The organism is Bradyrhizobium macuxiense, assembly GCF_007993935.1.
GTDB lineage: Bacteria > Pseudomonadota > Alphaproteobacteria > Rhizobiales > Xanthobacteraceae > Bradyrhizobium > Bradyrhizobium macuxiense_A.
In genome coordinates this window covers 378259-399559 of the sequence record NZ_VITY01000007.1, presented here as the reverse complement: position 1 = coordinate 399559, position 21301 = coordinate 378259, and the positions used below count along the sequence as shown (strand labels likewise).

Sequence of the window (21301 nt, the reverse complement as noted above, 5' to 3'; positions counted from 1 at the left end):
TGACAGCATCGTTGCGCCGACGCTTGCCCTTGGGCATCCGCTCCACCCTGCCCGCCGCGCTGATGGCGCTGGCGACGGCTTTCGCCGCAGCACCCGCGCATGCCGATCCCTGCGAGGACATCGCCAAGCAGCTCGCCGGCCAGATCGACGGGCTGAAGGTCAATTTCACCGCCGCCAACATCACCTACCTCACGCACCCGGCGGCGAAGGAATTGTCGCTCGGCTGCCGCGGCAAGGACTATTCGACCGAGCTCTATGCCAAGACCGACCGCAAGATGAAGCCGGAGTTCTTCAACCTCGTCGGCTCCGCGACGGCACTGATCTTCACCGTGCCCAAGGACGACGTCATGACCGGCACCTCGCGCTGCCTGAAGCGCATGGGCATCCTGCGCGGCAACACCATCACGATGCGCTACAAGCGGCTCAGCATGGAATGCACGCGCACCAAAACCGAAGCGTCGATTACGGTCCGCCGCGGCAACAACGAGTGATCGGTTCGAGCGTTTTCGAGCGAAGTGGGTACCGGTTCGCGTGAAGAAAACGCGTCAAAACTAGAATCTAGAGCCCCGTTCCGATTCAATCGGAACGGAAAGTGCTCTAGGCCTCCGCGGTGACCCGCCCGATCGCGTCGACGATCTTGCCCCAGCCCGGGCTCATCATATCGAAGGCGAAGCGGTTGCCGGGGAAGGCGAAGCCGTCATGCACCATGCGGACATGCGTGCCGCCCTCGACCGGCGTCAGCGTCCAGGTGACGACCGAGTCGAGCTTGGAGCCGTAGTCCGGGTTGGTGTCGGCGCCGCCCTTCCAGGAATAGCGCAGCAGGCGCGGCGGATCGCAATCCAGCACCTCGCAATGCACGACGCCGTCCCAGTCGCCCATCGGCTTGGTGCGGAAATTGAAGCGGTGCCCGACGCTCGGCTGAAAATCGTTCGGCATCAGCCATTTCATCAGCAATTCGCTCGTGGTCAGCGTCCGCCAGATCCTGTCGGCGGCGTAAGGCAGCACCTTATCGACCGTGATCGCGTGCGTCTCACCCATCACTCACTCTCCTTCAACAATTTCTCGAGATTGGCGAAGCGCTCGGCCCAGAACGTCTCGTAATGGCCGAGCCAGTCGATCAGCGGGCCGAGCCCCTTCGGCGCGACGCGATAATGGATGTGCCGGCCCTCGCGCCGCTCGGCGACGAGCCCGGCATCGCGCAGCGCGCGCAGATGTTGCGACACCGCCGGCTGCGACACCTTTGAGCCCTGCACCAGCCCGGTCGCAGCGACTTCGCCCTCCCGGATGATCCGCTCGAACACCGCCCGCCGCGTCGGATCGGCAAGGGTCTTGAGCACATTGGTCAGCTGCATGGCGGCGGTCATGCGAATATATAAGCGAATACTTATACGATTGTCAACACAGAAGCGATGCAGTTGCGGCGCTGGAACACCTCCCCTGCTCCGAAAGTTGATGGCTGCGGTCGCATGTTTGCCGGAGAAACAGTGCGATAATCGCGGCTGGAATCACGGAGCCGCCCATGATCGCAAAGCTCCTCGTGCAGAATACGTTCTTCGTCCTCGCCATGGCCGCGCTGCTGTTTGCCTTCGCCGGCACGCTGCACTGGCCCGGCGCGTGGGCTTACCTGATCGCCTCGGCGCTGATCGGCCCGGCCTGCGGGCTGTGGCTTGCCAAGGTCGATCCCGGCCTCTTGGCCGAGCGCATGCGGCTCACCGCACGTGAGGGCCAGCCCGCCGAGGACAAGCGGTTCATGCTGGTGTTCCTGGTCATCGCGGTGCTGTGGTTCGTGGCGATGGGGCTCGATCGCCGCTTCGGCGGTGCCAATGCCAGCGTGCCGCTGATCGTGCTCGGCCTCGCGCTGTATCTGCTCTCGACCGTGCTGATCCTGTGGGTGTTCCGCACCAATTCGTTCGCAGCACCGGTCGTCAAGGTGCAGACCGAGCGCGACCATCACGTGATCTCGACCGGTCCCTATGCGCTGGTGCGGCATCCGATGTATGCGAGCGTGATGCTGTTCTTCATCGGCGTGCCGCTGACGCTCGGCTCATGGTGGGGTCTTGCCTTCGTGCCGTTGTTCTTCGCGATGTTCGCATTCCGCACCGGGATCGAGGAGCGCACGCTGATGGCGGGATTATCAGGCTATGCTGACTACGCGGCGCGGGTGCGCTATCGTCTGGTGCCCGGACTGTGGTGAGGGACCGACCGTCATGGCAGAGAGCAAGGTCTACACCGGCGGCTGCCATTGCGGCCAGGTGCGTTTCGAATGCACCACCGACATGGCCATGGTGACCGCCTGTAACTGCTCGATCTGCACCAAGAAGGGCCTGCACTTCGTGTTCATGCCGCCAACGAGCTTCCAGCTTCGCGCCGGCGCCGAGAATTTGAAGGAATATCTGTTCAACCGCCATGCGATCCGCCACCAGCTCTGCGTCGATTGCGGCGTCGACGTGTTCGCGCGTGGCAAGAAGCCCGATGGTTCGGACATCGTGGCACTTAACGTCAGCTGCATCGACGGCATCGACCTGTCGAAGATCACGATGACGCCGGTGGATGGGAAGAGCCGGTGACGTTTCTATCACGATAGTCATTCCGGGCAGCGCGAAGCGCGAGCCCGGAATGACGAGGCCTACAAATCCAGCGCCTTGTAGCGCCGGAAAATCCCCTCCTCGTTGAACGGAATCCGCCGCTCGCTCGCCAGATACGCCTTGATGTTCGGCCGCCCGGCGACGCGGTCGCGCAGTGCGATCAGGCGCGGGACCTTCTTCTCGAACACGGCCATGCGCTTCGGAAAGGCGTAGCGCAGGCCTTCCACGATCTGGAACAGCGACAGGTCGACGTAGGTGATCCGGCGTCCGCAGACGAATGCACCGCCGTTCGCCGCGACCAGGTCCTCGAAATAGCCGAGATATTTCGACACCCGCGACGCCCAGAATTCTTCCGTGCGCTTCTTGGCCGGCGCCTTCTGGTCCTCGTAATACAGCGACGGGCCGAGCGGATGATGGGTGTCGTGAATCTCCAGCACGAAGTCTGCGATCGTCAGCTGCAGCTGGTGCACCCAGAGCTTCCCCGCCTCCGCCTTCGGCGCCAGGCCGTGACGCGCCCCGAGATAGAGCAGGATGTTGGCGGTCTGACCGATCACGAGACTGCCGGCCTTGACGAACGGCGGCGCAAAGGGCGGCGTGCCCTTGTGTGCGTCCATCATCTTCATCATGGCGCCGATGCCGCCCTTGCCGCGCGCAACATCGGTGTAGCCGGCGCCCGCATCTTCGAGCGCGAGGCGGACATATTCGCCTCGGCCCTGGATCATCGGCCAGTAGTAAAGCTGATAGTGCATGCACATACCTCCAAAAACTTCGCAGCGTCGTTTCTCTTCAGTCGTTTCTCTTCATCGCGATCGTAGCCGCGCCGCGGCCCAATCGTCCATCGCACCCGGGCCGCCTGTCCGAACCGCGCGGAGACTGCTAAGGTTCCAACATCGAGTGTTCGATGAAGGATCAACTGATGGCGGACAACAAGAAGAAGCGGGGCGCGCAGGATCGCGCCCTGATCGCGTTGAGCGAGTCCTACGAAGTTGCGTACTGGTCCAAGAAGTTCAAGGTCACGCCTGCGAAGCTCAAGGCCGCCGTCAAGAAGGTCGGGCATTCCGCCAAGAAGGTGGAAGCCCATTTCAAGGAGCAGCGCCACATGGCCGCCGATCGCGCCCGGATCGCGATCAGCGAGCCCTACGAGGTCCGCTACTGGTCGAAGAAGTTTAAGGTGAGCCCTGCCCGGCTCAAGGCCGCGGTCGCCGAGGTCGGACATTCCTCGAAGAAGGTCGAGGCCTATTTCGCGACCGAGAAGAAAACCGCGAAGAAAAAGCAGACGGCCAAGAAGACAGTGAAGAAGACCGCCAAGCGGAAGAAGAGCTGAGCCGCCGCTCACCCGTCATTGCGAGCCACCGGGTCGCGCGAACGCGCGCCCGATGACAGGCTCCGCGAAGCAATCCATCGTGCGGCATACGCGGATGGATGGATTGCTTCGTCGCTTCAGCGCAAAATTGCTTTGCAATTTTGTCGCGAGCTCCTCGCAATGACGGATATACATTCGCAGAGGTTCGGACTGCACCCGTGCTCCCTCTCAGTTCGCCGCGAAGCAGTACAGCAGGCCGTCGCCGCCGGTGCTCCTCAGATCGGCCTGCGAGCAGCCGCCATCGGGGCCGCGCGAGGGATGCGACGTGTTCCAGGATTTTGACGGCTCGTCGTCGCGCAAGCCCTTGCGGTCGAAATGCCCGACCATCGCAGCGCCCTGCGTGCTGCTTGTCCAGTTCTTGCAGGTGCGGTCCTCGCCGGCCGCGAACGCCGTCCCGTCGGCCTGCGATCCCGTCAGCACGTCGTGGCGGTTCGGCGTGTCGCCGGCACCGTTGATGACCTCGCCCTTCTCGGACAGCGCGGTCTGCTTGGTGAGATTGTTGCCGGCACTGTGAAGATCGGCGACGTCCTTGGCGACCACGACGCCCTTCACATTCTTCCACGGTCCCTTGCCGATGCGATCGCGCGCATTCTCGGCAGGCTTACCATCGGCCGCCTGGGTCGAGAGATAGGCCCGCCAGGTCTTCGGCGCGCCGAAGCCCGCCGCCTGCGCCAGGGTCTGGCAATGATTGTCGGCGCCGGCGAGGCCGCCGAGATTGCCGCCATTGCCGATGCCATTGCTGGTTACGAAGAAGCTGGTGTCGGCGGTCTGCGCGCCAGCCGGCGGCGCGGCCAGGACGACGAACGCAAGACAGGTGGGAACCGCGATTTGCGCAAACTTCATTCCATCCTCCCGATGGTTGTTATGGTCCGCTGACATCAACCCGCGCCATGTCCGGATATTCCGGCGCCACGACACGGCAATGAACGCGCAAAACAAAAGCGCCGCGGACGATGCCGCGGCGCCTTGTGTTCGTCATGTCAGACCATCGCTCAGTTGGTCTGCTGGATCGCCGAAAGCTCCCAGTTGCCGCCGCGCTGGCGCACGAAGGTCCAGACCTCGGTGACCTCCTCCGGCTGCCCGCCGCTGACCTGACGGCCGGTGCCGCGCTCCAGCATGGTGTCGACCAGCGCGTAGCGCATCGCGACCGTCGCGTATTCGCTGTCGCCTTCACGCCAGGCTTCCGCCAGATCGCCCTGCAAGAGCTTCACATTGGCCACCTTGTTGGTGACGTTGCGCGCCTTGTTCTCCTCGAGATCCCTGGAGAAGTACGACACCATTTCCGGTGTCGCGAGCGTGTGCAGCTTCGCGATGTCCTCGTTCGACCACGCGGTCTGGATGTCGCCGAGCAGCCGCTCGAACGTCTCATAGTCGGCAGGTGCGATCTCGACCGGCGCGTTCGATCCGCCGCCGAGGCCAAAGCCGAAGCCCGAGCGGGCATTCGCCTGCGGGCCGGGGCCGACGTCGGGTCCGCCAGCGTAAGCGGCGGCCGGCGCATTGCGGCGCTGCCACCACGACATCGCGAGCCGGACCACGAGCACGATCAGACCGATCTGCAGCAGCAGACCGAGCATCGACGACAGGCCGCCGAGACCGGAGAACAAGCCGCCACCGAACAGCATGCCGAACAGGCCGGCGCCGAGGAAGCCCGCGGCGAGGCCGCCGAGCAGGCCGCGCCCCATTCCGCCGCGGCCGAACAGGCCGCCGGAGTTCGCAGCAGCCGGCGAGTTCATACCCGGGCTACCGGGCTGGCTGAAGGTGCGGTTCATCGGCGCAACCGAGCCCGGCGCCGTGTTGGTCGGGGGCGGCGCGGAGAATGTCCGCGAGCCGCGCGAGCCGCCACCGCCGACGCGGGCGTCGGCCGCCGAGACGGTCATCATCACAGGCAGCGCCAGCGCCATCGCGACGGCGATCGCCCGGACAATTCCACGCGTGCGTTGCGAGAAATTCATGTTGGTTTCCTCAAAGGATTCCCCGGCATGGGGAAACGCCCCTAAGATGGGCAGGGCCTGACAAAAGTGAAGCGGGAAACGGGAACCGCGGCTGCGGCCCTCGGTCGCGGCGATGTGACACTATGGGCCTTGTGGCCGCGACAACGCGTCCTAGCGCGAGATGAGGCCCGGTTTCAATCGCGGTTGCAGCGGAATTTCACCTCGCACTTGCGAGAAGCGAAGGCAGTTGCGGCGGCAACCGGCTAGTTCGCCGTCATGGTTTCCTTCACCGCGGCGACCAGCTGCGTCAGCGTGAACGGCTTCGGCAGGAAGGCGAATTGCTGGTTCTCCGGCAGGCTCTTCTCGAACGCGTCCTCAGCGTAGCCGGAGACGAAGATGATCTTCAGCTCGGCATTGCGGCTGCGCATTTCCTTCAGCAGCGTCGGCCCGTCCATCTCCGGCATCACGACGTCGGAGACGACGAGATCGACGGCGCCGTTCTTCTCCTCGAACGCCTCCAGCGCCTCGACGCCGTTCGCCGCCTCGATCACGCTGTAGCCGCGTGAGCGGAGACCGCGTGCATTCAGCGAGCGCAGGCCATCCTCGTCCTCGACCAGCAGGATGGTGCCCTGCCCGGTGAGGTCGGGCTTCGGCTTGGCAGCCTCCGCCGCGGCAGCGGTTTCCTTTGCCGCGCCGTTGCCGGGCTGCGCCTCCGGTGCGACCTCCTGCTCCTGGCGATGCCGCGGCAGGTAGATCCGGAACGTGGTGCCGCCGCCCGGCACGGAATCGACATAGACGAAGCCGCCGGTCTGCTTGACGATGCCGTAGACCGTCGACAGGCCGAGACCGGTGCCCTTGCCGACTTCCTTGGTCGAGAAGAACGGCTCGAAGATCTTGTCGATGATCTCGTGCGGAATGCCGGTGCCAGTGTCCGAAATCTCGATCTTCACATAGTCCGCCGCCGGCATGCCCTTGTTGGCGAGCTGGGCCGCCTCCTCAGTCGGCACATTGGCGGTGCGGATGATCAGCTTGCCGCCATCGGGCATCGCGTCACGCGCGTTCACCGCAAGATTGACCACCACCTGCTCGAATTGCGAGACGTCGACCTTCACCGGCCACAGATCGCGGCCATGCACGAGGTCGAGCTTGACCTTCTCGCCGATCAGCCGGCGCAGCAGCATGGTGAGATCGCTCAAGGCATCGCCGAGATCGAGCACCTGCGGCCGCAGCGTCTGGCGGCGGGAGAACGCCAGCAGCTGCCGCACCAGCGTCGCGGCGCGGGTGGCATTCTGCTTGATCTGCATGATGTCCTGGAACGACGGATCGGTCGGCTTGTGCGCGTTCAGCAGGAAGTCGTTGGCCATCATGATGGCCGACAGCACGTTGTTGAAGTCGTGCGCGATGCCGCCGGCGAGCTGGCCGACCATCTCCATCTTCTGCGACTGGTTGATCTGGTTTTCCAGCGCACGCCGCTCGGTGATCTCGAGCATGTAGACGATCGCGGTCTCGGCGTCGCGCTCGTCCTTCTCAACGGTCGTGACGAAGAACTGGGCGAAGCGCTCCTTGGGCCCGTCCAGCATCACCTCGACCGGCGCGATATCGCCCTGCCCTTCGGCAGCCTGGTTGATCGCGGCGATCAGCAGGCCGCGGTCGCGCGGATTGACCGCGCGGAAGATCGACTTGGCTGCGCCGCCGTCGCCGTTCAGACCCTGCGCCAGCTTGACATAACGCGCGTTGGCGCCGACCACGTTGCCGCCGCGATCGACGGTCGCGATCGCCATCGGCGTATGGTCGAAGAAACGCATGAAGCGCACCTCGGCGGCGCGCTCCGGATCGGAATGCTCGTCCCGGGCGCGGCTGATCACCAGCGTGCGCGAGGCGCCCGCGGCGCCGTCGGCGCCGAAGGCGAGCTTGTGATAGAGCCGCACCGGCACGGTCTTGCCGCCGCGCATGCGCAGGTCGATATCTAACACCTCGGTCTTGACCTCACCCGGCACGGCAGCGATCGAGGTCAACAATGCTGCGCCGTCACCCGACACGATGTCGGTCAGCTTCAGCCCGCCCGATCCGATCTCGGCCAGATCGTAGTCCAGCCAATTGGCCAGCGTGGCGTTGACATAGGCGATCTCGCCGGCCGGGTTGACCGAGAAGAAGCCGCAAGGCGCGTGATCGAGATATTCGATCGCGTGCCGCAGCTCCTGGAACACGTCTTCCTGGCGCTCGCGGTCGCGGGTGATGTCGGCGATCGACCACACCGCGTATCTGGCGTCGCGCTTGCCTTCGCCGAGCGGGCGCACCCGCAGCCGTAGCCAGCGGCCTTGTCCAGCGCCTTGCCCGGCGACGCGGACCTCCTCCTGCTGCCGCTTGCCCTCGCGCGCGGCCTTCAGGAGGCGGAACACCGCCTCGGAGACGTCGGGGTTGCCGATGAAGACGCGCTCGACCGGACGGACGTCCTGCGGCCCGGCCGCACCGGTCAGCGTCAGATAGGCGGCATTGGAATAGACCACATGGCCGCGGGAGTCGGTGACGACGAGCCCCTCCTGGGCCTGGTCGGCGATCCGCGCCATCACCGGGTCGTCGGTGGCGCGGTCGGAAAAGCGGATGATGCCGGCGGCCAAGGCGAACAGGTTGAACAGCCCGGCGGTGGCGAGCAGCGCCAGCACGCCGAGGATATAGGGCTGCGCCTGGGTGCGGCCGATGGTCATGAGCCAGACCGCCACTGCGACGATGCCGATCGCGATCAGCACCACCAGCAGGATGCTGCCACTCCGCCGGGCTGGCCCGTGAGCCACGAACGGCTCGGTCACGGGAGGATCGTTGCTATCGGCGGTCATCTGGAGAGACATGGCTCGTCTGCATCACGAAGGCGACCGGCCGGCCACCTTGCCCCTGAGTGCCTGAATCGGACCCGAAAACGCAAGTCCATCAGGCGGCAATTTCGCAAGTTACGCGCATTTCAGGCGGTTTTCCGCCCCTCACTGACGCAGGCCGGACAGGCCGCGCCTCAGCCGCATCACATAGCCGATGATTTCGGCAACCGCATGATAGTGCTCGACCGGGATTTCCTTGTCGATGTCGACGGTCGCATAGAGCGCCCGGGCCAGCGGCACGTTCTCCACGATCGGAATATCGTGCTCCTTGGCGATCTCCCTGATCCTGAACGCGAGGACGTCGACGCCCTTGGCGACGCAGATCGGCGCCGACATGCTGCGGTCGTAGGCCAGCGCGACCGAATAGTGGGTCGGGTTGGTGATGATCACCGAGGCCTTCGGAACCTGCGCCATCATGCGCTTCTTGGCGCGCTGGACCCGCAACTGCTTGATCCTGCCCTTGACGTGCGGGTCGCCTTCCGACTGCTTGAACTCCTCCTTCATCTCCTGCAGCGACATCTTGTGACGCTCGTACCAGGTCCGGTACTGGAAGAAGTAGTCCGCGATCGCGACCGCGGCGAGGATCGCGACCACCGCCGCCATCAGGTGCACCGTCATGCTGGTGATGGCGGGCAGCAGCTCGGCCGGATCGACCCGCAGAAACGATTCCATCCGCATCCGGTCGGGCCACAGCACCATGACCATCACGACGCCGAGCGCGATCAGCTTGAACAGGCCTTTCAGGAAGTTCGCCACCGCCTGCTTGCCGAACAGCCGCTTGAAGCCGGCAGCCGGCGAGATCTTGGAGAATTTCGGCTTGAGCTGTTCGCCCGACCACACCAGCTGATGCTGGATCATGTTGCCCGCGACGGCTGCCAGCGCCAGCATCAGGAACGGCACGCCGATCGCGGCGACCACGGCGTAGCCGAGCGTCTGGGTCAGTTGCAGCAGGCCGGCACCGTCGGTGCGGATCATCCATGAATTGGCGATCAAATTGCGCAGCGGCATCGAGATGCCGCCGCCGATCGAGCCCGAGAAGGTCGACAGCACCAGCGTGGCGCCGGCGATGATGAACCAGGTGTTGACCTCCTGGCTCTTGACGACGTCGCCTTTCTCAAGGGCTTCGTCGAGACGTTTTTGCGTAGGGTCTTCTGTTTTGTCGTCGGTATCGTCGGCCATCGCTCTTCCTAATCAGTTCATGGGAGCGAGCTGGCGCATGACGCCGTTGAAGTAGTCGAAATAGGTGTTCATCATCGCCGCGAGCACGACGGCGAAGATCAGGAAGCCGACCATGATCGAGAGCGGCACGCCGACGAAATAGACCTGCATCTGCGGCATCAGCCGCGCCAGCACGCCGAGCCCGATGTTGAAGACGAGGCCGAACACCAGGAACGGCGCCGACAATTGCAGGCCGATCTTGAAGGCGGCCGAGAAGGCGTTGGTCGCAAGCGCAGCGACGTCGCCGGTCGGCATGATCTCGCCCGGCGAGAAGATGCGGTAGCTCTCGCTCAGCGCCGCGATGACGAGATAGTGGCTGTCGGTGGCAAACAGCAGCGTCAGGCCGAGGATGGTGAGGAAGTTGCCGATGATCTGGCCCTGCTGGCCCTGGGTCGGGTCGACCGCGGTGACGAAGCCGAGGCCGAGCTGCTGCGCGATCACGGAACCCGCGACGTTGAGCGCCGATAGCGTCACCCGCGCGGTCGCGCCGAGCACGATGCCGATGATGAGTTCGTGCACCATCAGGACGCCGAGCGAGGAGATCGACGTCAGGTCGACATGATAGGCGTTGCGATGCAGGGGCAGGATGATCAGCGTCAGCAGCAGCGCGATCGACAGCTTGACCCGCGCCGGGATGTTGCTCTCGCCGAAACCGGGCAGCAGCATCACCATGGCGCCCACGCGCGCGAAGACCAGCACGAAGATTGCGGCCAGCGCCGGCAGCAGGGAGACATCGATGCGCATGACCGCGGCATTAGTGCATCAACCGCCGATGATTCGCGACGAAATCCGCATCATGTGGCTGCTGAGCGAATCCGCCATGAACGGCAGCGCCAGCAGCAATGTGACGAAGATCGCGAGGATCTTCGGCACGAACACCAGCGTCTGCTCCTGGATCTGGGTCAGTGCCTGGAACAGCGACACCACGACGCCGACCACGAGGCCGACCACCATCAAGGGCGACGACACGATCACGATGGTCCAGATCGCATCGCGTGCCACGTCGAGAGTTTCAGGGCCGGTCATTGTCGTGTTCTCGCTGTTGGTTGTTTCGTCATTCCGGGGCGCGAAGCGAACCTCAGATGCGCAATTGCGCATCGGGGAATCTCGAGATCCCGGGTTCGATGCTGCGCATCGCCCCGGGATGACGTCCTGACGGACGTCAGATCGGCATCTTCATGATGTCTTCATAGGCCTGGATCACGCGGTCGCGCACCGAGACCAGCGTCGACACCGCGACGTCGGTGTCGGCAACCGCCGTCACGACGTCCATCACATTGGCCTTGCCGGACGCCATCGCCATGGTCTGCGCGTCGGACTTCTTGCCTGCTTCCAGCACGCTGCCGACGGAGTCCTTCAGCAGTGCGCTGAAGGACGGGCCGGCGACGGCCTGCCCGGCCTTCTCGGCGCCGCCACGCTCCATCATCTTCGCGAGGCTGGCATAGGCGTTGGCGGCGACTGTCGGGGTAGCCATGAGTTACGTTCCCTGTTCTTGCTGCGTCAGGACCTGAGGATGTCGAGCGTGCGCTGGATCATCCGCCGCGTCGCGCTGATGATGTTGAGGTTCGCCTCGTAGGAGCGCTGGGCGTCGCGCATGTCGGTCATTTCGACCATCGCATTGACGTTCGGATATTTGACGTTGCCGGAGGCGTCCGCCGCCGGATTGCCCGGCTCGTGCTTGATGCGGAATGACGACTGGTCGGGGCGGATCCGGCCGAGCGTGACGACCTGGGCATCGAGCGAGCGATCGAGCGCGGAGGAGAACGTCGGGACCTTGCGGCGGTAGGGATCGCCGCCGGCGGTCTGCGCCGTCGAATCGGCATTGGCGATATTTTCCGAGATCACCCGCATCCGCCCCGCCTGCGCGCGCAGGCCCGAGGTCGCGATGCTCATCGAGCGGGCGAAATCGCTTGTTCCATCTGCCATGGGATTCTCCTGCCGCCGTTAAGTGCCCTAGCCCTTGCCGATTGCGGTTTTCAGCAGATGCAGGCTCTTGCTGTAGAGCGACGTGGCGGTTGCGAAGTCCATCTGGTTGGCCGACACTTTCAGCATCTGCTCCTCGAGATTGACCGCATTGCCGGCCGGGCGGGTCTGGAACCCGCTCTTGCCGCGATCATTGTCGAACGTGTCGGGTGCGCCGGAGGCCGCCATGTGGGTGGCGCTGGTCTGCATCATCGGCAGCGTCCCCATGCCGCCGCCGACGGTGGCGCCGCCCTTGTCGAACTTCGGCTCGACCAGGTCGCGCGGCCGGAAGTTCGGCGTGTCTGAATTGGAAATGTTCTCGGCGAGCACCCGCTGGCGCTCCTGGTGCCACTGCATCTTGGTGCGCAACGCCGACAGGATCGGGAGATCGTTCATGGCCATCGCCGCGGCTCCGTTAACCTCTGGGCTCTTCCGAGGTAGGCAGAATTTGCCCGGTGTATGGTTAACGGGTGGTTAAAATGCCGGACGGATCCGTGGAGAACGCCGCAACTGCGGCCTGCGAGCGCATTTTCGCCACGAATGCTGCGTTAACCAGCACAAACCGAGACAGCGTGGGGCGCTGAGAAGTCGTTTTGGGACAAGCGATTCTTGGTTTATTAATAGAACAGTCGGCTGCAAGCCGCTGGGAATTAAGAAATAAGGCGAATCTCGGGCGCGATTCGCTGCGTAAAACCGCACTATCAATCCGCGCCCGTTGATGGCGGAAGCTGAGGAAGGCCAAGATGGCCGGGGACTCCAATATGCAGGTCATTACATTCGTCTTGGCGTTCGTCGTCGTGCTGGCGCTGATCGGCGTCACCGCATGGCTCGTCCGCCGCTTCGCTGGAAACCGGCTTGGCGCCAACGCCAATCGCGGCCGCATGCCCCGCCTGGCGGTGATTGACGCGGCCGCCGTCGACGGCCGCCGCCGCCTCGTCCTGGTCCGCCGCGACAACATCGAGCATCTCCTGATGATCGGTGGCCCCACCGACATCGTCGTCGAGCCGAACATCGTGCGCGCCATGCCCGGCCGCGATCAGATGTCGAGCCGCCCGGCCGTCGCAACCGACGCCGCCCCGCCGCGCGTGGCGCCGCTGCCGGATGCCGCCTGGAACGAGAGCGAAGCCGCCCGCGGCGACAATTTCGACCTTCCCGAGCCCGAGCTGCCGCCGCGACAGGCACGGCCCTCCTTCGCCGACGAGCTGCGCCGGCCCCCGCCGCCGATCGCCGAACGCCGCAGTGATCCGCTCACCGGCTTCACACCCGACCGTGGCGAGCCGCGGCCCGATCCGATGCCGCCGCGCCTGCCGCCGCGTTCCGAACCCGTCGTCCCGCGTCCGCCGCGCGGTGCCGAGCCGCCGAAGGCGCCGCCGCCGCTGCGCGCGCCCGAGCGCGCCGTGACACCGCCGCCACCGCCCCCACCTGCTCCGCCGCCGGTGGCAACGCAGGCGCCGCCGGCCGCGCCGCCCGCATCGAACGCCGATGCCAATCTCGCCGAGATGGCGCAGCGGCTCGAGGCGGCACTGCGCCGCCCGACCGGCGCCGGCGAGACTGTCGCACCGCCGGTTGCGCCCGAGGCGCCGCCGGTCCGCGCGCCGCGCAGCGAGCCGCCTGCCCCGCCCGCCGGCGGACAGAAGAGCGGTTTCGAGAACCTCGAGGACGAGATGGCATCGCTGCTCGGCCGACCGAAGAATCCTTCGTGAGGTTCGGGACGGTCCCGCGTAGAGTTTTTTTCATCGCTGTCCTGATCGCCGCCGGATCCTTCGCCGATCCGGCGATGGCGCAGGATATCAGCATCAATCTCGGCGGCGGCAATGGCGGAGTGACCGAGCGCGCGATCCAGCTGATCGCGCTGCTCACGGTGCTGTCGATCGCGCCGTCGATCCTGGTCATGATGACGTCGTTCACGCGCATCGTGGTCGTGCTCTCGCTGCTGCGCACCGCGCTCGGTACCGCGACCGCACCGCCGAACTCGGTGATGATCGCGCTGGCGATGTTCCTCACCGCCTTCGTGATGGGGCCGGTGCTGCAGAAATCCTATGACGACGGCATCAAGCCGCTGGTCGCCAACCAGATCGGCGTCGAGGACGCGTTGCAGCGCGCCTCGGTCCCCTTGCGCGGCTTCATGCAGAAGAACGTCCGCGAGAAGGATCTGAAGCTGTTCATGGACCTCTCCGGCGAGCCGCCGCCGGCGACGCCGGAGGAGATGTCGCTGCGCATCCTGGTGCCGGCCTTCATGATCTCCGAATTGAAGCGCGCCTTCGAGATCGGCTTCCTGCTGTTCCTGCCGTTCCTGATCATCGACCTCGTGGTCGCCTCGGTGCTGATGTCGATGGGCATGATGATGCTGCCGCCGGTGGTGGTCTCACTGCCGTTCAAGCTGATCTTCTTCGTGCTGGTCGACGGCTGGGCCTTGGTCGCCGGCAGCCTGGTGCAGAGTTACGGGGGGTAGCCCCGCGAAACAATCATGGCCCATCAGCTGGATCGGCACTGCCGTTGCACTATCATGCGCGGCACCACATCCAGGGAGCCGCGCCGTGCAGCAGCCATTCGACCGCGCCGCAGAAGATCTCGGCAACGCCATCCATCTCGAGCATGTTAACGTGCAGGTGCCCGACCAGCGCCTCGCCACGCTGTTCTATGTCGCCGGCATCGGGCTGACCCGCGATCCCTACCTGATGGTCTCCGACAGCAACATGTGGGTGAATGCCGGCCGCAGCCAGTTTCACCTGCCGAGCGGCAGGCCACAGGTGCTGCGCGGCCACACGGGTATCGTGATCGCCGGACGGCACGCCCTGCTGCAGCGGCTCGCCACCGTCGCGCCCAAGCTCGAAGGCACCGCGTTCAGCTATCGCGAGCACAATGATCACGTCGAGGCCATTTGCCCGTGGGGCAACCGGCTGCGCTGCTTTGAACCGGACGCCGAGCGGTTCGGGCGCATCGCGCTCGGCATGCCCTATGTCGAGTTCGACGTGCCGCGCGGCACGGCTGAAGCGATCAGCCGGTTCTATCCCGAGATCATGGGCATCCCCGCCAGCGTGGACGGTGGTATCGCGCGCGCAAAGGTCGGCAAGGATCAGTATCTGCAATTCCGCGAGACCGACCAGGCGCCAAGCGAGTTCGACGGCCATCACGTTCAGATCTACATCACGGACTTCTCGGGCCCCTACAACCGGCTGCGCGCGCGCAATCTGGTCTCGCGCGAGGACAATCAGTACCAGTACCGCTTCTGCGACATCGTCGATCCCCGTGACAGCCGGCATCTGTTCACCGTCGAGCACGAGGTACGCAGCGCCACCCACCCGATGTATCTGCGCCCGCTGGTCAACCGCAATCCGGCGCAAACCAACCGCACCTTCGCCCACGGCTACGACCAGGCACCGTGGGCGATGGGGCCGGACCAGTATGACGGCTGAGCGCGCGCTCGTCCGCATCGCGACATCATCTGCAATCCCAGCCACGAGACGACATGCTTCCCTCCCAGCGCCATCTGTTCGAGATTCCACGCGAGGTCTGCTATCTGAACTCGGCGTCCTACAGCCCGCTGCCGCTCAAGACGTTGGAGGCCGGCCGCGCCTCGGTCGGACGCAAGGGTCAGCCCTGGACCATCGATGCCGGTTTCGCCGCCCGCCAGCATGAGCGCGCCCGCACCGCGGCAGCCCGCCTGATCAATGCCGATGCGGATGACGTCGCGCTGATCCCCGCGATCAGCTATGGCGTCGCGACCGTGGCGAAAGCGCTGACGATTCCGCGCGGTAGCCGCGTGATCGTGCTGGAGAACGATCACTCCTCGCCGGTGCTGGAATGGCATGCCCGCGCCGAGGCGCAGGGTTTCGTCGTCGACACCGTGCGCCAGCCCGCGGACGGCGACTGGGCATCGGCGGTGCTTGCAACGATCGAGCGGTCAGGCGCGCCGCCGGTCGGCCTTGCCTCGATCTCCTCGGTGCACTGGTCGGACGGCGGCATGATCGACGTCGATCGGGTGCAAGCCGTGCTGCGCCGACAGGGTGCGATGTTCGTGATCGACGCGACGCAAAGCGCGGGTGTTGTAGCGATGGATGTGACCAGGCTCGATCCCGATGCGGTGATCTTCCCGACCTACAAATGGCTGATCGGTCCCTACGGCCGCGCCTTCCTCTATATCGCGAAACGTCACCAGAACGGCGTGCCGCTGGAGCAGACCTCCGCCGGCCGCCGCAATGTGAACTCCGAGAACCCGGTCTATTTCGGCGATCTCGCCTATGTCGACAATGCCCGCCGCTACGACATGGGCGAGCGCGATCACTTCATCACGCTCGAGATGGCGTCGATCGGCATGGAGATGATGGCGGACTGGGGCGCCGCCGCCGTCAGCGAACGGCTCGCGATGCTGACGCAACGGATCGCCGACGGCGTCTGTGATCTCGGGCTCAACGTGCTGGCCTCGAGCGTGCGCGCGCCGCATATCCTGAGCCTCGGCATGGCGGGCGGCATCCCGAAGGATCTGATCGCGCGGCTCGCCGCCGAGAACATCCATGTCGCGCTGCGGCTCGGCCGGATGCGGATATCGCCGCACGTCTTCAACGACGAGGCTGATGTCGACCGCCTCGTCGCGGTCTTGACGAAAGCGCTGCGCGGCTAGCTCCGCTTGCGCCGAAGCGCCACGACGCTGAACAGTTCGATCGCGAGCGCTGCGGCGACGCCGGCCGCGCCGATCACGAACAGCAGCGCATAGTCGCCGCCGCTCCGCGCGAACAACCAGGACAGGCCGTAGGCGCCCGCCGCCTGGAACAGCGCGAAGGTCGTGGTGGCCTGCGCCCAAGCGGAGCGCTGGCTCGCCGCCGAATGCGGTATCAGCTCGTGGATGCGGCCGATCACCAGCGGCACGATGCCGGGCGTGAAGCCGCCAACGATGAGGCTCGACACGATCAGCGCGGCGGGCGAGGTCGTCACCGCGGGCAGCGCGACCGCGACCGCCTCGATCAGGAACGCCGCGCGCAGCGCCGCCGCGAAGCCGGCGCGATCGGCGAGATGTCCGGTCAGCAGCGGCCCGACCACCGCGCCGATGCCGTACAGCACCCAGTAATACGATCCCGCCGCGATCCCCTGCCCCAAACCGCGGGCGACGAAATCGACCAGGAATACCATGTGCGGCACCAGCGCCAGCGCGTTGAGCCCGTATTCCACACACAGCGCGATCACCAACGGCGACCGCATGCCATGCGCCGCGACTCGCGGCTCGGCGGCACCATGCGCGGCGGGCGCCTCGGCAAGCCACGCCTTCCAGCTGATCGCGGTCAACACCGCCGACAACACGCCGAGGCCATACCAGGCCTGCTTGACGCCCTGCTGCAGCAACAGCGGCACCAGCGTGCCTGACGCGGCAACGCCCAATCCAACGCCGGCGAAGATCACGCCGCCGATCAGGCCGCGCTTGCTCGGCGCGGTGTGCGGCAGGATCGCGGTCGCCGCCAGCACCATGATCACGCCGCCGCTGATTCCGGCGAGGAAGCGGAAGCCGAAGAACCAGATGAAGGAGATTGGCACCGCGCAGGCAAAGCAGGTGATCGCCGCCAGCGCCATCATGCCGCGCAGCGCCCACACCGAGCCGATCCGCGCTCCGAGGTCGCGGGCGATCAACGCACCGGCGAGATAGCCGGCGAGGTTGGCGGCGCCGAGATAGACCGCTTCCGCCGGCGTGAACCACTTCGCCGCGATGAGCGCCGGGATCAGCGGCGTATAGGCAAAGCGCGCCAGCCCGAGCCCGACCAGCGAGGCACAGAGTCCTGCGGCGGCGGACAGCCACAGCGGCCCACCCGCATCGCGATGCGGTTCGGCGTGATGGCGCCCGTGATGATCGACATTGGCTGACATGGACATGGCGTAGGCCCTCCGGCCGTTCGTGAAAAATGATTAGTTGCGATCGCAGCAATCGCTCACAGCGATCACGCACCACCTCTCCCAATCGGGAGAGGTGCCTAGTTCGATTTGGCCGAAGCGGTCAGCGGGAAGAGGCAGCCGCGGCGAGCTTCTTGCGATACTCGAGCGCGGGCAGTCCGCCCCAGCCCCAATTGTCGGTGTCGACTTCCTCGATGACGACGAAGGTCGAGTCCAAGGGCTTGCCGAGCACATCGCGCAGCAGCTCGCTGGCGCCCTTGATCAGCGCGGCCTTCTGTTCCGGTGTGGTGGACGACGCACCCGGCGTCGTCCCCTCACGCGTGACCTGGATGGTGACGATAGGCATCACACCCACCTGTCCCTAATGCCCGGCGCTCTGGCCGCCGTCGACGTGCAGGATCTCGCCGGTGACGAAGCCCGCGCCTTCGAGGAACAGCACGGCATCGGCGATGTCCTTCATCTCGCCCATGCGCCCGACCGGATGCAGCTTGGCGAGGTAGTCGTGCGTCTCGGGCGCGTGCATCGGGGTCTTGATCACGCCCGGCGCCACCGCGTTCACGCGGATGCCCTTTGCGGCGTATTCGATCGCGAGCGACTTGGTCGCGGCGGCAAGACCGCCCTTGGTCAGCGAGGCCAGCACCGAGGGTACGTTGCTGTTGGCATGATCGACGAGGCTGGTCGTGATCTGCACGATGTGCCCGGATCCCTGCTTCACCATCTCCTTGGCGACGCGACGGGTGATGTAGAAGAAGCCGTTGAGGTTGGTCGCCAGCACCGCGGCGTAATCCTGGTCGGTATGGTCGGTGAACGGCTTGGCGACGAAGATGCCGGCATTGTTGACCAGCGTGTCGATCCGGCCGAAGCGCCCAAGCGCCTGCTTGACGATGCGCTCGGCAACTTCGGGATCGCCGATGTCGCCCGGCACAGCCAGAACGTCCGGGTCCGACGACGGCTTGATGCTGCGGGAATTGGCGACGACACGCCAGTTGCGGTCGCGATAGCCCTTCAGGATCGCCTCGCCGAGGCCCTGCGACGCGCCGGTGATGATGGCAACTTTCTGCTCTGCACCCATGATTTCTCTCCATCCGTTGCTGAAGCGACCCAGCGCCGCTTCGATGGAGAGCAAGCTAGATACATCCGCATTCCGCGCGAATGCTCGCTATTCGGCAGACACTGTTCCGCGGCGCGAACGACTGAGCATGGCCAGGAAAAGTGCGAAGCGGTTGTCCGGCGCGACAAACGCGCAGCGTTTGCACCGAGATCATGCTCAAGCAGGAAACCAAGCCGCGATGACGATTTCAGCTTCGTCGCGCTTTGGCATTGGCCTTGCTGGCCTCGCGCGACAGCCGCTCGAAATAGCGTTTCAGCCGCGGGCCGGCGAAATCGACGAAGGCGCGCACCTTCGGCACGTCGAAGCGGCCCTGCGGCGCCAGGAGATGCACCGGCAGCGGCGGGGGTTCGTCACCGGCGAGCAGGATCTGCAGCCGTCCGTCGCGGATTTCCTCGGCGATATGATACGAGAACAGCCGGGTGACGCCGTAGCCCTCGCCGGCCGAGGCAACCGCCGCCCGCACCGTGTTGACGACCAGCCGTGGCGTGAACTGGACCGCGCGCGCGATCTTCGACTTCGCGGCCGGCGGAAAGCTCCAGGAGTCCAGCCCGAAATGCGTCATCGCGATGATCTGCTGTTTCGCCAGATCGGCCGGCTCGCGGATCACCGGATGCTGCGCGAGATAGCCCGGCGAGGCCGCCACCACGCGGCGCACCTCGCCGAGCTTGATGGCGACGAAATTGGAATCGGCGAGATGCGCGATGCGCAGCGCAACGTCGATGCCCTCGTCGATCAGATTGACGGTGCGATCGAGCATCACGAGCCGCACGGTTACCGCCGGAAATTCCGTCATGAAGGCGTCGAGCACCGGCCGCAGCACGTCCTCGCCCACGACAATGGGCGCGGTGATGGTCAGCGTGCCGCGCGGCGCGGCCCGCTCACCGCCGGCCGAGATCTCGGCCTCTTCAAGCTCGGTGAGGATGCGCCGGCACGCCAATGCGTAGCGCTCGCCGGCATCGCTCAGCTTCAGCGACCGCGTGGTGCGATGAAGCAGCTCGGCGCCGACATGATGCTCAAGGAACGCGATCGCCCGGCTGACCGCCGCCGGCGAGCGCCGCAGCTTCCGCCCCGCGCCCGCAAGGCTGCCCTCGTCGACCGCTGCGACGAAGACCTTCATGGCGTCGATGCGGTCCATTACGACTCTTTCGCTGGAGGCATCCTGGTCAACACTGAGATCGATCTCTTACTTGCCGCCCATTTGAATGCTGCCGATGACATCGAAATTCGTCCCATTGGGCTGAAGAACAAAGAAATCCCCCATGGCGATCGATGGTTCAAGAACGATGTTCGAAATGTTGAGATCGTGGGTGATCATCACCAGGTTCGCGGAAGACCGGTACTCATGGATGTCTTGCAAGACCCGCTCCTCATTCGACGTCGCCTGGCTCTCGGACAAGACGCCTGGCGGCATCAGATATTGGACAGGCATCGCGCGACCGAACGCAAGCTTGCCGGTGTCGATGCAACGGCAATAAGGGCTGGTCCGGACCTCTCCGACTGCAATGCCGCGCGCACGGAACGCCTCGCCGATCCGCTTGGCCTGCTCGACGCCGCGGGAGGAAAGGTTCACTTCCTCGGCGCAGTTTCCGGGCGCGAGGTGCCCTATTCCTTCTCGCATGTCGACGTGGGTGTGGCGCAGCAGGACAACCATGCCGCCTCGCTTCAATGCCGCCCAGACCTGTTCGTCATCGCCAAAGGCTTGTCCGGCCGAGATCGCCAGCGAACCCGCCAAAGCGAGGAGGAGCATTGCTTTCCGGCTGCGCAAGACTGCAAGCATTGGTCGGGAATGCTTAGGTTCAACAGGGCTCTAAGCGATAGCATGAATTCGGTTGAACAATCGAGGTCGGGAACGTCGCCTGTGGCGCATCGCATCAACATTGGCATGTCCGCCTGCGTGCCGCCCCTGGGGTAAGCGGCCGCGGGCATTCAGGCGCTAGTCGGCCTTCACGTCATACTGCTTGCTGAGGTGGTCGCCGATCTGCACCAGCATCGCGACGCATTCGGGGTAGCCGGGCCTTGCCGCCGTCGCCTCATTGGCGCTGGCGCGGAATTCCCAGCTGTCGCCGTCGCGCAGCACCGAGATATCCATGCCGTCGGGGCAATCGGCATGTACCTTCAGTTCGGCCCGCGCCATCGCGATGAGTTCGGCTTCGGTCTTGATCGGCTTGCTCATGTGACGGCGTCCTCCCGGCTGGCAACTTCGGCCATGGTTGCCGATTTGACGGCAGGATGTCGAGAGGACGCAGGCGATCACGGGCTGTTGCAATTGACAAATTGCGGGTCTGCGGTGAACATTCAGCTCGGGTCGATACCACCCGCCGCTTGCACCCCGCCCGGGGACGGTGAACGTATCAAGCCATGGTTCAGGCTTCCTTTGCCCGCGC

The 21301-nt window shown here is 65.3% G+C and carries 26 protein-coding genes; 8 read left to right on the top strand and 18 right to left on the bottom strand.

The features are described from left to right. Positions 1–62 precede the first annotated feature (62 nt). The gene (locus tag FBZ93_RS20925; protein WP_246667575.1) at positions 63–491 is read left to right on the top strand and encodes a hypothetical protein; all 429 of its coding nucleotides are present in this window, start codon (positions 63–65) and stop codon (positions 489–491) included. 106 nt (positions 492–597) lie between these two features. Here FBZ93_RS20925 and FBZ93_RS20920 read toward each other — a convergent pair whose 3' ends face one another. Beyond that, positions 598–1038: an SRPBCC family protein gene (locus FBZ93_RS20920; protein ID WP_146988021.1), complete on the bottom strand. Its 441-nt coding sequence runs from the start codon at positions 1036–1038 to the stop codon at positions 598–600. Continuing rightward, positions 1038–1364: an ArsR/SmtB family transcription factor gene (locus FBZ93_RS20915; RefSeq protein ID WP_146988019.1), complete on the bottom strand. Its 327-nt coding sequence runs from the start codon at positions 1362–1364 to the stop codon at positions 1038–1040. Before FBZ93_RS20915 ends, FBZ93_RS20920 begins: the two co-directional genes overlap by 1 nt. Before the next feature lie 155 nt (positions 1365–1519). Between FBZ93_RS20915 and FBZ93_RS20910 the strand changes: the two genes are divergently transcribed. Together FBZ93_RS20910 and FBZ93_RS20905 are read left to right on the top strand one after the other, a co-directional pair. After that, complete coding sequence (locus tag FBZ93_RS20910) at positions 1520–2194, top strand: methyltransferase family protein (protein ID WP_146988017.1); 675 nt, start codon at positions 1520–1522, stop codon at positions 2192–2194. A gap of 13 nt (positions 2195–2207) precedes the next feature. Next, positions 2208–2567: a GFA family protein gene (locus tag FBZ93_RS20905; RefSeq protein WP_146988015.1), complete on the top strand. Its 360-nt coding sequence runs from the start codon at positions 2208–2210 to the stop codon at positions 2565–2567. Between the two features lie 59 nt (positions 2568–2626). Here FBZ93_RS20905 and FBZ93_RS20900 read toward each other — a convergent pair whose 3' ends face one another. Further along, positions 2627–3334, bottom strand: a complete 708-nt coding sequence (locus tag FBZ93_RS20900; protein ID WP_146988014.1) for a glutathione S-transferase — start codon at positions 3332–3334, stop codon at positions 2627–2629. A gap of 167 nt (positions 3335–3501) precedes the next feature. On the opposite strand from FBZ93_RS20900, the gene FBZ93_RS20895 reads away from it, so the two are divergent. Further along, complete coding sequence (locus FBZ93_RS20895; protein ID WP_146988154.1) at positions 3502–3909, top strand: DUF3606 domain-containing protein; 408 nt, start codon at positions 3502–3504, stop codon at positions 3907–3909. Between the two features lie 207 nt (positions 3910–4116). Here FBZ93_RS20895 and FBZ93_RS20890 read toward each other — a convergent pair whose 3' ends face one another. The 9 genes from FBZ93_RS20890 to flgB form a co-directional block, all read right to left on the bottom strand. Beyond that, positions 4117–4791 carry a lectin gene (locus FBZ93_RS20890; RefSeq protein ID WP_208764037.1) on the bottom strand — a complete coding sequence of 225 codons (675 nt, stop codon included), beginning with the start codon at positions 4789–4791 and terminating at the stop codon, positions 4117–4119. A gap of 149 nt (positions 4792–4940) precedes the next feature. After that, positions 4941–5900 carry a Tim44 domain-containing protein gene (locus FBZ93_RS20885; protein ID WP_146988012.1) on the bottom strand — a complete coding sequence of 320 codons (960 nt, stop codon included), beginning with the start codon at positions 5898–5900 and terminating at the stop codon, positions 4941–4943. 242 nt (positions 5901–6142) lie between these two features. Next, the gene (gene cckA, locus FBZ93_RS20880; RefSeq protein WP_146988150.1) at positions 6143–8713 is read right to left on the bottom strand and encodes a cell cycle histidine kinase CckA; all 2571 of its coding nucleotides are present in this window, start codon (positions 8711–8713) and stop codon (positions 6143–6145) included. A gap of 141 nt (positions 8714–8854) precedes the next feature. Next, positions 8855–9928 carry a flagellar biosynthesis protein FlhB gene (flhB, locus tag FBZ93_RS20875; protein ID WP_146988010.1) on the bottom strand — a complete coding sequence of 358 codons (1074 nt, stop codon included), beginning with the start codon at positions 9926–9928 and terminating at the stop codon, positions 8855–8857. A gap of 12 nt (positions 9929–9940) precedes the next feature. Next, the gene (gene fliR / locus FBZ93_RS20870) at positions 9941–10711 is read right to left on the bottom strand and encodes a flagellar biosynthetic protein FliR (RefSeq protein ID WP_146988008.1); all 771 of its coding nucleotides are present in this window, start codon (positions 10709–10711) and stop codon (positions 9941–9943) included. Between the two features lie 18 nt (positions 10712–10729). After that, a complete protein-coding gene (gene fliQ, locus FBZ93_RS20865) occupies positions 10730–10993 on the bottom strand; it encodes a flagellar biosynthesis protein FliQ (protein ID WP_021077937.1) in 264 nt (87 codons plus the stop codon). A 136-nt stretch (positions 10994–11129) separates the two neighbouring features. After that, the gene (gene fliE / locus FBZ93_RS20860) at positions 11130–11441 is read right to left on the bottom strand and encodes a flagellar hook-basal body complex protein FliE (protein ID WP_050421136.1); all 312 of its coding nucleotides are present in this window, start codon (positions 11439–11441) and stop codon (positions 11130–11132) included. Between the two features lie 26 nt (positions 11442–11467). Then, positions 11468–11893, bottom strand: coding sequence for a flagellar basal body rod protein FlgC (gene flgC / locus FBZ93_RS20855; protein ID WP_146988006.1), 426 nt, complete (start codon positions 11891–11893; stop codon positions 11468–11470). A gap of 27 nt (positions 11894–11920) precedes the next feature. Continuing rightward, positions 11921–12331, bottom strand: a complete 411-nt coding sequence (flgB, locus tag FBZ93_RS20850; protein ID WP_146988004.1) for a flagellar basal body rod protein FlgB — start codon at positions 12329–12331, stop codon at positions 11921–11923. A 359-nt stretch (positions 12332–12690) separates the two neighbouring features. On the opposite strand from flgB, the gene FBZ93_RS20845 reads away from it, so the two are divergent. The 4 genes from FBZ93_RS20845 (at position 12691) to FBZ93_RS20830 (ending at position 16550) form a co-directional block, all read left to right on the top strand. Beyond that, complete coding sequence (locus FBZ93_RS20845) at positions 12691–13632, top strand: flagellar biosynthetic protein FliO (protein ID WP_146988002.1); 942 nt, start codon at positions 12691–12693, stop codon at positions 13630–13632. Then, on the top strand, positions 13629–14381 hold the full coding sequence (gene fliP / locus FBZ93_RS20840; protein WP_146988000.1) for a flagellar type III secretion system pore protein FliP: 753 nt from the start codon (positions 13629–13631) through the stop codon (positions 14379–14381). The genes FBZ93_RS20845 and fliP overlap by 4 nt, the downstream gene beginning before the upstream one ends. An 85-nt stretch (positions 14382–14466) precedes the next feature. Next, positions 14467–15345, top strand: coding sequence for a hypothetical protein (locus FBZ93_RS20835; protein WP_146987999.1), 879 nt, complete (start codon positions 14467–14469; stop codon positions 15343–15345). Positions 15346–15398: 53 nt separating this feature from the next. After that, a complete protein-coding gene (locus FBZ93_RS20830) occupies positions 15399–16550 on the top strand; it encodes an aminotransferase class V-fold PLP-dependent enzyme (RefSeq protein WP_146987997.1) in 1152 nt (383 codons plus the stop codon). Here the strand turns inward: FBZ93_RS20830 and FBZ93_RS20825 are convergent. The 6 genes from FBZ93_RS20825 to FBZ93_RS20800 all read right to left on the bottom strand — a co-directional run bounded on the left by FBZ93_RS20825 (position 16547) and on the right by FBZ93_RS20800 (position 21090). Continuing rightward, positions 16547–17788, bottom strand: coding sequence for a YbfB/YjiJ family MFS transporter (locus FBZ93_RS20825; protein ID WP_246667567.1), 1242 nt, complete (start codon positions 17786–17788; stop codon positions 16547–16549). The two genes, FBZ93_RS20830 and FBZ93_RS20825, sit on opposite strands and share 4 nt — an antisense overlap. Positions 17789–17909: 121 nt before the next feature. Then, on the bottom strand, positions 17910–18152 hold the full coding sequence (locus FBZ93_RS20820) for a tautomerase family protein (RefSeq protein ID WP_146987995.1): 243 nt from the start codon (positions 18150–18152) through the stop codon (positions 17910–17912). A gap of 15 nt (positions 18153–18167) precedes the next feature. After that, entirely contained in the window at positions 18168–18878 is a 711-nt protein-coding gene (locus FBZ93_RS20815; RefSeq protein WP_146987993.1) for an SDR family NAD(P)-dependent oxidoreductase, read from the bottom strand. Between the two features lie 226 nt (positions 18879–19104). Further along, positions 19105–20052, bottom strand: a complete 948-nt coding sequence (locus tag FBZ93_RS20810; protein ID WP_146987991.1) for a LysR family transcriptional regulator — start codon at positions 20050–20052, stop codon at positions 19105–19107. Positions 20053–20100: 48 nt separating this feature from the next. Next, entirely contained in the window at positions 20101–20694 is a 594-nt protein-coding gene (locus tag FBZ93_RS20805) for a histidine phosphatase family protein (protein ID WP_146987990.1), read from the bottom strand. A gap of 156 nt (positions 20695–20850) precedes the next feature. Beyond that, the gene (locus FBZ93_RS20800) at positions 20851–21090 is read right to left on the bottom strand and encodes a hypothetical protein (protein WP_146987988.1); all 240 of its coding nucleotides are present in this window, start codon (positions 21088–21090) and stop codon (positions 20851–20853) included. Positions 21091–21301: the final 211 nt, after the last annotated feature.

Excerpts from the sequence above, each read along its gene's own strand:
- flgB (WP_146988004.1), bottom strand. The coding sequence starts at position 12,331 with ATGGCCATGAACGATCTCCCGATCCTGTCGGCGTTGCGCACCAAGATG.
- FBZ93_RS20895 (WP_146988154.1), top strand. The coding sequence starts at position 3,502 with ATGGCGGACAACAAGAAGAAGCGGGGCGCGCAGGATCGCGCCCTGATC.
- FBZ93_RS20890 (WP_208764037.1), bottom strand. The coding sequence starts at position 4,791 with ATGAAGTTTGCGCAAATCGCGGTTCCCACCTGTCTTGCGTTCGTCGTC.
- flgC (WP_146988006.1), bottom strand. The coding sequence starts at position 11,893 with ATGGCAGATGGAACAAGCGATTTCGCCCGCTCGATGAGCATCGCGACC.
- FBZ93_RS20885 (WP_146988012.1), bottom strand. The coding sequence starts at position 5,900 with ATGAATTTCTCGCAACGCACGCGTGGAATTGTCCGGGCGATCGCCGTC.
- FBZ93_RS20805 (WP_146987990.1), bottom strand. The coding sequence starts at position 20,694 with ATGCTTGCAGTCTTGCGCAGCCGGAAAGCAATGCTCCTCCTCGCTTTG.
- FBZ93_RS20910 (WP_146988017.1), top strand. The coding sequence starts at position 1,520 with ATGATCGCAAAGCTCCTCGTGCAGAATACGTTCTTCGTCCTCGCCATG.
- FBZ93_RS20905 (WP_146988015.1), top strand. The coding sequence starts at position 2,208 with ATGGCAGAGAGCAAGGTCTACACCGGCGGCTGCCATTGCGGCCAGGTG.
- FBZ93_RS20915 (WP_146988019.1), bottom strand. The coding sequence starts at position 1,364 with ATGACCGCCGCCATGCAGCTGACCAATGTGCTCAAGACCCTTGCCGAT.
- fliR (WP_146988008.1), bottom strand. The coding sequence starts at position 10,711 with ATGCGCATCGATGTCTCCCTGCTGCCGGCGCTGGCCGCAATCTTCGTG.
- FBZ93_RS20815 (WP_146987993.1), bottom strand. The coding sequence starts at position 18,878 with ATGGGTGCAGAGCAGAAAGTTGCCATCATCACCGGCGCGTCGCAGGGC.
- fliE (WP_050421136.1), bottom strand. The coding sequence starts at position 11,441 with ATGGCTACCCCGACAGTCGCCGCCAACGCCTATGCCAGCCTCGCGAAG.
- FBZ93_RS20825 (WP_246667567.1), bottom strand. The coding sequence starts at position 17,788 with ATGTCCATGTCAGCCAATGTCGATCATCACGGGCGCCATCACGCCGAA.
- FBZ93_RS20845 (WP_146988002.1), top strand. The coding sequence starts at position 12,691 with ATGCAGGTCATTACATTCGTCTTGGCGTTCGTCGTCGTGCTGGCGCTG.
- FBZ93_RS20925 (WP_246667575.1), top strand. The coding sequence starts at position 63 with ATGGCGCTGGCGACGGCTTTCGCCGCAGCACCCGCGCATGCCGATCCC.
- FBZ93_RS20810 (WP_146987991.1), bottom strand. The coding sequence starts at position 20,052 with ATGGACCGCATCGACGCCATGAAGGTCTTCGTCGCAGCGGTCGACGAG.
- FBZ93_RS20830 (WP_146987997.1), top strand. The coding sequence starts at position 15,399 with ATGCTTCCCTCCCAGCGCCATCTGTTCGAGATTCCACGCGAGGTCTGC.
- FBZ93_RS20820 (WP_146987995.1), bottom strand. The coding sequence starts at position 18,152 with ATGCCTATCGTCACCATCCAGGTCACGCGTGAGGGGACGACGCCGGGT.
- flhB (WP_146988010.1), bottom strand. The coding sequence starts at position 9,928 with ATGGCCGACGATACCGACGACAAAACAGAAGACCCTACGCAAAAACGT.
- FBZ93_RS20800 (WP_146987988.1), bottom strand. The coding sequence starts at position 21,090 with ATGAGCAAGCCGATCAAGACCGAAGCCGAACTCATCGCGATGGCGCGG.
- fliQ (WP_021077937.1), bottom strand. The coding sequence starts at position 10,993 with ATGACCGGCCCTGAAACTCTCGACGTGGCACGCGATGCGATCTGGACC.
- FBZ93_RS20920 (WP_146988021.1), bottom strand. The coding sequence starts at position 1,038 with ATGGGTGAGACGCACGCGATCACGGTCGATAAGGTGCTGCCTTACGCC.
- FBZ93_RS20900 (WP_146988014.1), bottom strand. The coding sequence starts at position 3,334 with ATGCACTATCAGCTTTACTACTGGCCGATGATCCAGGGCCGAGGCGAA.
- cckA (WP_146988150.1), bottom strand. The coding sequence starts at position 8,713 with ATGACCGCCGATAGCAACGATCCTCCCGTGACCGAGCCGTTCGTGGCT.